This is a genomic window from Novosphingobium sp., from assembly GCF_025351285.1.
In the GTDB taxonomy this organism is placed as follows: Bacteria; Pseudomonadota; Alphaproteobacteria; order Sphingomonadales; family Sphingomonadaceae; genus Novosphingobium.
The window spans coordinates 23,901-34,093 of record NZ_JANXWG010000091.1 but is presented as its reverse complement, the minus strand read 5'-3'; the positions used below and the strand labels follow the sequence as shown (position 1 = coordinate 34,093).

The window sequence follows — 10,193 nt, the reverse complement described above, 5'->3', positions numbered from 1 at the left end:
GGCAGCGGGGTCTATGGCACCAATTCCGGGCGCAACGCCCAGGCCTATATCACCGCGGATTTTTGAGTGTTGGCGTTCGGCACCGGCCCGCTCCCCCGGCCCAACCGCCCATTTAAGGTACCCTGTGGGTGGTTGGGCCGGGGGAGCGGGACGGAACAGGCTATAAAATTCGCTCTTCCGCGAATTTTATCCCAGCCAATTAAAGCCCGTAGGGCGCCCACTTCTTGATCGTCTTTGCATCTGCATCAGAGATCACGCTGGTGCCGCGGTGCTGGCGGATGTACTTGGCATTGTGGCTCATCAATCGGTGGCGCTTGCCGACCGCGCCGTGCTTTACTTTGCCGGTCGCGGTGAACTTGACCCGCTTCTTGATACCGCTCTTGGTCTTGAGCTTGGGCATTTTCATCTCCTTTGGTCAGACGCGCTGAACCAGCCGTGGCAGCCCTGATGGCCAGGCCGGTTGTTCAATCACGTGTCGTGAAGCGCGCGCCCCTAAAGCGGATCGGCGCGGAAAGCAAGGGTGAAGCGCTGAAGCGGTGCCGGCCTGAAATTCGCTCTTTCGTGAATTTCAGCAAACAAAATCTCCTAACCCTCCACCCGGAACTCCAGCCGTAGCCCCGGGTTGCCGAGAGTCCACTCGCTGGCGCCACCCAGCGAAACCGTCGCTGCGTTGATGATTCGCGCGCCCAGGCCCTTGCTGTCGCGCGCGGCGGCCAGCGCGGCCTCATCTGCCCGCCCATCGTCGGTGCAAGTGATGCAGTACGTGTCATCGTCGAGCCATTCGCCGCTTACCGTCACTGCGCCGGTGGCATCGGGCGCAAAGGCATACTTGCCGGTGTTGGTGACGAATTCGTTGACGATCAGGCCCACTCGCCCAAGCTGTTCGCTGGCAAGTTCGATCGGCTGCGCGGTCACGTCCAGCCGCACGCCTTCGGGCAGCAGTGTCAGCAGCGGCGGCGCCAGCCGGGCTAGGTAATCGGCGAGGTCGGCACGCTCGCTGTCATTGCCGATCACCAGTTGTTCGTGCAGCGCGGCTTGTGCAGTCAGCCGGCTCTGTACTTCGCCCAACGCGCTACGCACGTCGGGATGGTCGGTCCGGCCGGCCTGCATCCGCACCACTGCGGCGATCGAGGCAAGCGAGTTCTTGACGCGGTGATCGACTTCACGCCGCAGCACATCGACCCGCGCGAGCGCGCTGCGCAGTTCGATCAGCCGCATCACCTGCACCGCCATCACCTCGATCGTGCGGCGCTGGAGCGCAGTGAGCGTGCGCGGCTGCATATCGAGTACGCACAACATCCCCAGCCGGTGCCCATCGTGCGCGATCAGCGGCGCGCCGGCATAGAACCGCACGGCCTGTTCGCCATGACACAGCTCGTTGTCACACGACAGCGGATCGAGCAGCGTATCGTGAATCTCAACGAAACCGCCGACTTGCACCGCCTGAACGCAGATGCTCTGGCTCAGCGGGGTTTCGCTGCGGCCCAGCCCCGTCTCGGCCTTGAACCACTGGCGCGTGGTGTCGAGCAGACTGACCAGCGCCACCGGCGTTTCGCAGACACTCGCCACGAATTTCACGATATCGTCGAATTCGCCTTCCTTGGGCGTATCAAGAATGGCGTAACGGCGCAGCGCAGACTGGCGGCGTCGGGAAACTTTGGCAGACATTTGCGGCATTTGCGCGTGCTATATCGCAAGTTATCCGATTTACAACACGGCTGCGGCGAAGCGGGCGATCCTTCCGGTGCTCAAGCATCATCAGGCGCTGCGAGTTGCCTCGAACACCGGGTGGCCGGTTTCGGCCAGCCACGTGGCGAAGTGCCCTCCGTGAACCCGCTCGGCACCCGGCGGAAACGCGCGGTTCCACAAGTAGGCTGCGGCTTCGATCACGGCGCCGTCGTCGGTCCGCACCGTGATGCTCTCCCGGCGATAGAGCGAGCCTGCGCGATCGGCCGGTTCGAAATCCTCGTAGGCATCCATCCGTGCGAGCAGTTCGGTATCGAACCCCGCTCCTGCCCGATAGAGCGCACCTTTCACCTCGCCGACGCCGGCAACCAGCGCAGGAAACCAGCCCGCCGGATCGGGGATGGCGTAAAGCACACCCCCGGTTCGCGCCGGCCCCAGCGGTTCGAGCGCAGCGTGGATCGCCGCGGCCACCAGGTTGGGATTGCCCGCCACCAGCGTGCCGTAGAAGAACAAGTGGCGTGGAATGATTTCAACACACATTGCCGGCCTCTGTCTGGTCTATGCCCTGTGAATTGCCGGACCTTCTTGTGAAGTTCGGCTTTATTTGCAATCCAGGGCATTAGATTCTGTAAACGCTGCCGGGACGCGATCTCATGAAATGCGTATCGATTTGCCTCGGTGTCTTGTTCGCAGTCGCAGCCTCACCTTCGCTTCACGCCCAATCGAGCGGCGGCCTGATTCGGATGCCCGGCGATGAGTGTCGAAACATGCCGTACCCTCTCGATGTTTCGGTGGTCTTGTCCACCGAGCAGGAAAAGGCGCTCCGCTGCTGGTTCGACTCTGGCAGCAACGACGCTGGCATCCGCCTCGTCCAGTCATACATGGCCGAAAAGCCGATCGACTATCCGAAAGTGGTTGCGGCCTTGGGCGTGCTGGTACGCGAATCGGTTCCGGCATCGGGCTCGCTGGCAAGCAAGTCGCTCTCGGTGCGGCCGGTCAGCAGCACCAGGATCGGGTTCGGAGACAGCATCTCGCCGGCGGTCGAGCGGCAGCGCAGTCCACTGGCCGAGCGTATCCTTGCGCAGCTTTATATGGCGGGCCGGGGGGTCGGCAAAGATCCGGCGGCCGCGCTCAAATGGATCAAGCGCGCCGAGAAGGGTGACGATCAGGTCGCGCGGGAATTGCATCAGGAATGGCTCGCCAAGGGATTGGTCGCAAAATAGCCCCTGCCGGCGCAAGGCGCCCTTCGCTCGCGGCGGGGTCAGTGCGCGCCCGCCAGCGCGAGCACCGCATCCTCAAGCCGCGCCGGATCGCCCAACGCCAACACGTGGCCAGTGGACCCCGCGTGGAGCGGATCGCCGTTCCAGTCGGCCATCGTGCCCCCGGCGCCTTCGACCACCGGCACCAACGCCGCCCAGTCGTGCAGCTTCAGGTTGGCCTCGCACACCACGTCGAGGTGCCCCGACGCCAGCATCGCGTAATTGTAGCAATCGCCGCCCATAACCATGCGCTTGTGGTCGGTCTTCGCCGCCAGCGCCATGAAGTGTGCGCCATCGTGGTCGTTGAAATAGTGCGGTCCGGTGGTGGCGATCGCGGCATCGGCCAGATCGCGGCAAGCACGGGTGCGTGCCTCCACACCGTTGAGCGTGGTCGGCCGACCGGCTGCGCCGATCCAGCGTTCGCCCAGGATCGGCTGGTCGATCACGCCCATCACCGGCCAGCCATCGACCACCAGCGCAATCAGCGTGCCGAACAGCGGGCGCCCGGCCAGGAAAGCGGTGGTGCCGTCGATCGGATCGAGCACCCAGCTTCGGCCGGATCGGCCTTCGGTTGCGCCGAACTCCTCACCGATCACGCCGTCCTGCGGCACTTCGGCGGTGAGGATGCGGCGCATCGCTTCTTCGGCCGCGCGGTCGGCCACCGTTACGGGGCTGGCATCGGCCTTGCGCTCGCTGGCAAGTCGCGTACGGAAAAGCGGGCGGATCGCTGCACGCGCGGCTTCGGCCAGCCGGCAGGCGAGCGCGATATCGTCGGACATGGTCATAGCATTACGCTTCGCTGTCACCGTCGGCGCGGTCAAGCCCCACCAAGCGACAACGAATTCGGCCAGCGAGTGACACAGGCCACAGATTTGCGGTGATTGAAAACACTTACGGGCCGGATTACAACCGCTATCCGAGCGGCACAACAACCGAACGGGGACGCAACGTGAACCGCATCCAGCCAGCGATCGATCGCTTGATTGCGCCGGCCAGCGGCTTGACCCGCGCCACCACTCGGGATGGCCAGCCGATTTCATACAACCGCGCCCCCGCAGCCGACCTGGCGCCCTGGATCTCGCGCTTCTATTTTTCGCGTATTGCGGTCCCGGCCGATCATAAGCTCGATTGCGGGTTGTTCAACGATACCACGTATGTCCGGATCCAGCACGGCGGCACCTGGCGCGCCGAAACCGCGCGCGGCGCGATCGAGAGCGATTCGGGCGTGCTGGTATTCGGGCCGCATTCCAAGCGCATGAAAGTGCAAGTCACCGGCTCGGTGCTCTCGTTCGGGTTCGGTTTGTGCCCCGGCGCGTGCCATGTCCTGGCCAATGTGCTGATGAGCGACATCGTCGACCGTGCGGTACCGTGCGAAGACCTGGGCGGGCGCAGTGAGCCCTGGAACGCCGTGGCTGCCCGCGCGGCCGACGCCGGCTCCAATCCCGAAGACGCATTTCGCGACCTGGAAGATCTGTTGCGCAAACATGTCGCCCGGCTTGGTGCGCGCCTGCCCGAACCCGTCAGCCAGCAATTCGAACGGGCTGCCTTCGTCGACCCGACGATTGCGGTTTCCGACTTTGCGCGCGACCACGGCATCGAACAGCGCCGGCTCGAACGCATGGTCAAGCGCGATTTCGGGTTCACGCCCAAAGCGGTCTTGCGCCGCGCCCGCGCCCTCGATTTCGCCAGCCTGCTGCGCGGCGTGGCCGATGAGGCCGAAGCCGACTCGCTGGCACTGCGGTATTACGATCAAAGCCACCTGATCCGCGAGTTCACTGCGCTGTTCGGCATGTCGCCGCGCCAGTTTGCGCATCTGCCCCAACCCCTGATGACCAGCGCGCTCGAAAACCGCCAGGCGCGCAGGTTGGAAATGCTCGACCGCATTGCGCCGGGTGCGATCCGGCCGTGGGAGTGAGCCTTCCACTGACTGATCACAGCCCAGGATTACCACTGAAGGACACGTTCAGGAAAATGGCGTCGTCGAGCAGCATGTTCGCCAACGACACACCCTGACGCGGCAGGGCGGCCTAAACCAGCAGGCACCCGACTGCGGCAAACGACAGCGGCGTGGAACTCAGCAGGGCGCGCAATTTCGGCCGCGCCTGCACTTCGAACGCCAGCATGCCGATCTCGCACAGCGGCAACAGCAACATGGCCGGCCGGCGCGTTTCGCCTCGGCCGGCAGCGGAAACCCTTGTCGGGCCAGCCATCCGGCAAGGACAGGGGCAAAAGCCGCGCTGGTGCTGCCGTCGATGATGCAGGACTTCAACATGAGCCGCTCCGGAGTTCAAAGCGATTCGACCGAGAGTGATTATGAACGTTCCGATTCAATCTCCATATCGGCGAGAATGGCACCCTTCGCGCGATGCCCGCTTGCCGTGGATTCGGCCTGGTTCGTGTCGGTCGCTTGCTTTATCGACCTTGCAAGCGATGCGTGGGTATTTGCGGAGCGGTGGTCGATCAACCGGCCCCGCACAACTCGGCGCAAGACCGCCGATCAGTCGAACAGGCTGGAAACCGAGCTTTCATCGGCGATGCGGCGGACGGCTTCGCCCACCAGCGGCGCGATCGTGAGCGTGCGGATGGTCTTCGAGGCGACTGTTGCCTCGGTCGGCAGGATGGTGTCGGAAATGACCAATTCCTTGAGCGCAGAGGCGTTGACCCGCGCCACAGCGCCGCCCGACAGCACGCCGTGGGTGATGTACGCAGAAACCCCCGCCGCGCCCGCGTCCATCAGCGCCTGCGCGGCGTTGCACAGCGTACCGCCCGAATCGATGATATCGTCGATCAGGATGCACATCCGGCCCTTAACGTCGCCGATGATGTTCATCACTTCGCTCTGACCCGGCTTGTCGCGGCGCTTGTCGACGATGGCGAGCGGCGCGTTGTCGAGCCGCTTGGCCAGCGCCCGGGCGCGGACCACGCCGCCGACGTCGGGCGAGACGACCATGATCGGCTGGCTGTCGTAGCGCGACTGGATATCGGCCGCCATGACCGGCGCACCGAACAGGTTGTCGGTCGGGATGTCGAAGAAGCCCTGGATCTGCCCGGCGTGAAGATCGACCGACAGCACCCGATCCGCCCCCGCAACGGTGATCATGTTGGCGACGAGCTTGGCCGAAATCGGCGTGCGCGGGCCGGGTTTGCGGTCCTGCCGGGCATAACCGAAGTAGGGCACTACCGCGGTGATCCGCTTGGCCGAAGCGCGGCGCAGCGCATCGATGCAGATCAGCAGTTCCATCAGATTGTCGTTGGCCGGGTAGCTGGTCGACTGGATCACGAACACATCTTCGCCGCGGACGTTCTCGTGGATTTCCACAAAGACCTCCTCGTCGGCGAAGCGGCGCACCGAGGCGTCGGTCAGCTTGATTTCGAGATAGGCGGCAATCGCTTGCGCCAGCGGCAGGTTGCCGTTGCCCGACATGATCTTCATCGTGCGAATCCCCAGTCACCAACGAACAACGCGACAACCGGTGGCCGGTCGACCCTGCGCCCTTAGCCGATGGCAACATCATTGCAACAATGTGGGCGAAGGTTGTTGGCGGGCTTGCTCATAAAGCCTTGCCTCTCCTAGAACATGATCATGGCCGAAAAACTCACGATCACGCTTGCCCAGCTCAACCAGACGGTGGGAGACCTGCCCGCCAACGCCGCCGCGATGCTCAGCGTTCGCGACAAGGCCCGGCATGCCGACCTGATCATCTATCCCGAATTGCAGTTGATCGGTTATCCACCCGAAGACCTGGTGCTGAAGCCCGCGTTGGTCGAACGCGCTGCGGCAGAGCTCGACAAGCTGGCAACCGCCACCGCCGATGGCGGACCGGCGATGCTGGTGGGCAGCGTGTTCGTGCGCGATGGCGCGTTGCACAACGGCGTGGCGCTGCTCGATGGGGGCAAGATCGCGGCGGTGCGCTTCAAGTACGAATTGCCGAATTACGGCACTTTCGATGAAAAGCGCTATTTCACCCCCGGGCCGCTGCCCGAACCGGTGCCGTTTCGCGGCGCCATGCTGGGCCTGCCGATCTGCGAAGACATCTGGCACCCCGACGTTTGCCGCCACCTGGCGCAATTGGGCGCGGAAATCTTCCTGTGCGTCAACGGCAGCCCTTACGAGATCGACAAGGACACGATGCGGATCGACGGCGTGGCCAAGCGCCGCGCGATCGATACCGGCATTCCGCTGGCTTACGTCAACCGCGTCGGCGGACAGGACGAGGTGGTGTTCGACGGCGCCAGCTTCGTGGTCGGCCCCGAAGGCGCGGTGTGGGTGCAGATGCCCGACTGGACCGAAGCGGTGGTCGATACGGTGTGGAACAAGGTACCGCACGGTAGCAGCCACCGCTGGCGTTGCGAACCGGGCGATAACGCAGTGCTGTCCGAACACCCCGAGGACATTTATTGTGCGATGGTGATGGCCCTGCGCGATTACGTCGACGGCAACCGCTTTCCCGGCGTGGTGCTGGGGCTGTCGGGCGGGATCGATTCGGCGCTGTGCGCAGCGATCGCGGTCGATGCCTTGGGCGCGGATCGGGTGTGGTGCGTGATGATGCCCAGCCGCTACACCAGCACCGAAAGCCTGGAGGACGCCGGGGGCTGCGCCAACATGCTCGGCTGTCGGCTCGATACGGTGCCGATCGAACCGGCGATCGACGGCTTCGGCGCGATGCTGGCGACCGTGTTTGAAGGCCGTTCGCCCGATCTGACCGAGGAGAATATCCAGTCGCGCATCCGTGGCGTGACGCTGATGGCGCTGTCGAACAAGTTCGGCCCGATGCTGGTGACCACCGGCAACAAGAGCGAGATGAGCGTGGGCTACGCCACCATCTACGGCGACATGAACGGTGGCTACAACCCGCTGAAAGACGCCTACAAGCTGACCGTATTCGCACTCAGCCGGTGGCGCAACGAAGCGCGCCCGAAGATCGGCCTGGGTCCCGATTCTGGTAATGGGGGGGGGCCGGTGATGCCCGAACGGATCATCACCAAGCCACCCAGCGCCGAACTGCGCCCCGACCAGAAGGATTCGGATTCGCTGCCGCCCTACGAGGTGCTCGACCCGATACTGCTCGGGCTGGTGGAGCACGAAAAGAGCGTAGACCAACTGGCGGCAGAAGGCTTCGACAGGGAGGTGGTCAAGCGGATCGAGCGGCTGCTTTATGTGGCGGAATACAAGCGCCGGCAGGCCCCCCCCGGAGTGAAGCTGGGCAACCGCAACTTCGGGCGCGATCGGCGCTATCCGATCACCAACGCGTTTCGCAGCGGGTGACCGGCTTATTGCGAACGATTCGCATTGACGGCGACTAACCCATGACCTACTTTTTGCGAGTCGTTCGCAAGAAGGAGCTTTCCGTGTCCCCGACCCACTCCGATCCCCGGTCAGCCATGGCCGCAAGTGCCAACCGCGCCGCGCAGATTCTTGCGCTGGCAAGCCCGCCCGATCTGCGCGGACTGTCGCTGGCTGTGCTCCACCTGGTCATGGCGCGGCGACTGATCGTGCTGTGCGATCGCGCCGGGCGCGACCCGGTCTGCGAATTGGCGCTGCGCCTGCGCAGTTGCGCGGCGGCGACCGCGCTGGTGGAGCTGTCGGCCAGCATCGACCGCGCGTGGCCCGATGCGTTCGTAACGGGACGGCCCTGTTGCATGACAATGACGCCGGACGAAGCGACCCTGGCCGTGATGGCGCGCACCGGACTGGTGGGTGACCGCGTCGGGTTCAGCCGGACGATCGCCGGGTTCGTCCGCGCTGACCGGCATCCACCGCTTTACGATGCAACCATAGGCGCACTGGCCGCGGTCAGCGCCGCGTTGCAGACTGCCGCCTGATCCGGTCACTGGTCCGGGCTGGTCCGGGCCGGCAAGTCCGCTATAGGCCGCACATGACCACCACCCGTTTCGCGCCCAGCCCCACCGGCAACCTCCACGTCGGCAATATCCGCACCGCCTTGCACAACTGGCTGCTGGCCAAACAAGCCGGCGGCAAGTTCCTGCTGCGGATCGACGATACCGATGCCGCGCGCAGCCGCGAGGAATACGTCGATGCCATCCGCGCCGATCTGGCGTGGCTGGGACTGCGTCCCGATGGCGAAGAACGGCAATCGGCGCGCTTTGCGATCTACGAGGCGGCGTTCGACAAGCTGGTTGCGGCGGGGCGGATCTATCGCTGCTACGAAACCGCGCTGGAGCTCGATCTCAAGCGCAAGGTACAATTGGGGCGTGGCCTGCCGCCGATTTACGATCGTGGCGCACTGGCGCTGACCGAGGCCGATCACGCCGCGCGCGCGGCAGCCGGCGATCAGCCGCACTGGCGTTTCCTGCTAGATCACGAGACGCCTATCGAATGGATGGATGGCATCAGGGGCCCGCAGAACTTCGACGCGCGTCAGCTTTCGGACCCGGTGATCCGCCGCGCCGATGGTTCGTGGCTCTACATGCTGCCCTCGGCGATCGACGACGTGGAGATGGGCGTGACGCAAGTGCTGCGCGGCGAGGACCACGTCTCGAACACCGCCACGCAAGTACAGATGTTCACCGCGCTCGGCGCTGAACCGCCGAAATTTGCACACGAAGCCCTGCTGGTGGGCGCCGAAGGCAAACTGTCGAAGCGGCTCGGTTCGCTGGGTGTTTCAGAACTGCGCGAAGCCGGGATCGAGCCCGAGGCGCTGGTGGCGCTGCTGGCACGGCTGGGCACGTCCGATCCGGTCGATCCAACGCTCGATGCCGAAGCGCTCGCTGCCAGCTTCGACCTCTCGCGCTTTGGCCGCGCGCCAGCGCGTTTCGACGAGATCGAACTGCACCGTGTCAACGCCGCTGTCGTTCACCACCTGCCCTTCGCCCGCGTTTCGCACTTGCTGCCCGAAGGCATGAGCGAGGCCGCATGGGCCACGATCCGCCCCAACCTCGCGCATATCGGCGAGGCCGGCGAATGGTGGCAAGTGATCGCCGGCCCGATCGCGCCGCCCGCATTCGATGACGAAACCCACGCCTATCTTGCCACCGCCGCGGAAACGCTGGCGGCCGGCGAATGGGGCGACGATCCGTGGCGCGCGCTTACCGCCGCGCTCAAGGACGCGACCGGGCGCAAGGGCAAGCCGCTGTTCCTGCCGCTGCGCCAGGCGCTGACCGCGCACGACCACGGGCCCGACATGGCGTCGCTGCTGCCGCTGATCGGGCGCGATGCGGCGGTTGCGCGGTTGCGGAAGGCGGCTGAGGGGTAAAGTTCGCCTCCGGCTGGCAACGGCCATTGCCCTT

General features: G+C 64.8%; 11 protein-coding genes. 5 read left to right on the top strand and 6 right to left on the bottom strand.

The annotated features are described in order from the left end of the window. Window positions 1–199: 199 nt before the first annotated feature. From rpmI to Q0R16_RS11310, 3 genes are all read right to left on the bottom strand, one after another. Entirely contained in the window at window positions 200–400 is a 201-nt protein-coding gene (rpmI, locus tag Q0R16_RS11320) for a 50S ribosomal protein L35 (RefSeq protein WP_295636001.1), read from the bottom strand. A 185-nt stretch (window positions 401–585) separates the two neighbouring features. Continuing rightward, the gene (locus tag Q0R16_RS11315; RefSeq protein WP_295636000.1) at window positions 586–1,668 is read right to left on the bottom strand and encodes a histidine kinase dimerization/phosphoacceptor domain -containing protein; all 1,083 of its coding nucleotides are present in this window, start codon (window positions 1,666–1,668) and stop codon (window positions 586–588) included. 90 nt (window positions 1,669–1,758) lie between these two features. After that, window positions 1,759–2,226: a gamma-glutamylcyclotransferase family protein gene (locus tag Q0R16_RS11310; RefSeq protein ID WP_295635999.1), complete on the bottom strand. Its 468-nt coding sequence runs from the start codon at window positions 2,224–2,226 to the stop codon at window positions 1,759–1,761. 227 nt (window positions 2,227–2,453) lie between these two features. Between Q0R16_RS11310 and Q0R16_RS11305 the strand changes: the two genes are divergently transcribed. Beyond that, window positions 2,454–2,909, top strand: coding sequence for an SEL1-like repeat protein (locus tag Q0R16_RS11305; RefSeq protein ID WP_295635998.1), 456 nt, complete (start codon window positions 2,454–2,456; stop codon window positions 2,907–2,909). 38 nt (window positions 2,910–2,947) lie between these two features. Here Q0R16_RS11305 and hisN read toward each other — a convergent pair whose 3' ends face one another. Beyond that, window positions 2,948–3,730 carry a histidinol-phosphatase gene (hisN, locus tag Q0R16_RS11300; RefSeq protein ID WP_295635997.1) on the bottom strand — a complete coding sequence of 261 codons (783 nt, stop codon included), beginning with the start codon at window positions 3,728–3,730 and terminating at the stop codon, window positions 2,948–2,950. A 92-nt stretch (window positions 3,731–3,822) separates the two neighbouring features. Here hisN and Q0R16_RS11295 point away from each other — a divergent pair, with 92 nt between their 5' ends. Further along, window positions 3,823–4,860, top strand: coding sequence for an AraC family transcriptional regulator (locus tag Q0R16_RS11295; RefSeq protein WP_295635996.1), 1,038 nt, complete (start codon window positions 3,823–3,825; stop codon window positions 4,858–4,860). A gap of 112 nt (window positions 4,861–4,972) precedes the next feature. Here Q0R16_RS11295 and Q0R16_RS11290 read toward each other — a convergent pair whose 3' ends face one another. Together Q0R16_RS11290 and Q0R16_RS11285 are read right to left on the bottom strand one after the other, a co-directional pair. After that, a complete protein-coding gene (locus Q0R16_RS11290) occupies window positions 4,973–5,098 on the bottom strand; it encodes a hypothetical protein (RefSeq protein ID WP_295635995.1) in 126 nt (41 codons plus the stop codon). Window positions 5,099–5,442: 344 nt separating this feature from the next. After that, a complete protein-coding gene (locus Q0R16_RS11285) occupies window positions 5,443–6,378 on the bottom strand; it encodes a ribose-phosphate pyrophosphokinase (protein ID WP_295635994.1) in 936 nt (311 codons plus the stop codon). Between the two features lie 150 nt (window positions 6,379–6,528). Here Q0R16_RS11285 and Q0R16_RS11280 point away from each other — a divergent pair, with 150 nt between their 5' ends. From Q0R16_RS11280 to gltX, 3 genes are all read left to right on the top strand, one after another. Continuing rightward, on the top strand, window positions 6,529–8,211 hold the full coding sequence (locus Q0R16_RS11280; RefSeq protein WP_295635993.1) for an NAD+ synthase: 1,683 nt from the start codon (window positions 6,529–6,531) through the stop codon (window positions 8,209–8,211). 83 nt (window positions 8,212–8,294) lie between these two features. Then, entirely contained in the window at window positions 8,295–8,768 is a 474-nt protein-coding gene (locus tag Q0R16_RS11275) for a hypothetical protein (protein WP_295635992.1), read from the top strand. 53 nt (window positions 8,769–8,821) lie between these two features. Continuing rightward, complete coding sequence (gene gltX, locus Q0R16_RS11270) at window positions 8,822–10,159, top strand: glutamate--tRNA ligase (protein WP_295635991.1); 1,338 nt, start codon at window positions 8,822–8,824, stop codon at window positions 10,157–10,159. Window positions 10,160–10,193 lie beyond the last annotated feature (34 nt).

Excerpts from the sequence above, each read along its gene's own strand:
- Q0R16_RS11285 (WP_295635994.1), bottom strand. The coding sequence starts at position 6,378 with ATGAAGATCATGTCGGGCAACGGCAACCTGCCGCTGGCGCAAGCGATT.
- gltX (WP_295635991.1), top strand. The coding sequence starts at position 8,822 with ATGACCACCACCCGTTTCGCGCCCAGCCCCACCGGCAACCTCCACGTC.
- Q0R16_RS11315 (WP_295636000.1), bottom strand. The coding sequence starts at position 1,668 with ATGTCTGCCAAAGTTTCCCGACGCCGCCAGTCTGCGCTGCGCCGTTAC.
- Q0R16_RS11310 (WP_295635999.1), bottom strand. The coding sequence starts at position 2,226 with ATGTGTGTTGAAATCATTCCACGCCACTTGTTCTTCTACGGCACGCTG.
- hisN (WP_295635997.1), bottom strand. The coding sequence starts at position 3,730 with ATGACCATGTCCGACGATATCGCGCTCGCCTGCCGGCTGGCCGAAGCC.
- rpmI (WP_295636001.1), bottom strand. The coding sequence starts at position 400 with ATGCCCAAGCTCAAGACCAAGAGCGGTATCAAGAAGCGGGTCAAGTTC.
- Q0R16_RS11280 (WP_295635993.1), top strand. The coding sequence starts at position 6,529 with ATGGCCGAAAAACTCACGATCACGCTTGCCCAGCTCAACCAGACGGTG.
- Q0R16_RS11290 (WP_295635995.1), bottom strand. The coding sequence starts at position 5,098 with ATGTTGCTGTTGCCGCTGTGCGAGATCGGCATGCTGGCGTTCGAAGTG.
- Q0R16_RS11305 (WP_295635998.1), top strand. The coding sequence starts at position 2,454 with ATGCCGTACCCTCTCGATGTTTCGGTGGTCTTGTCCACCGAGCAGGAA.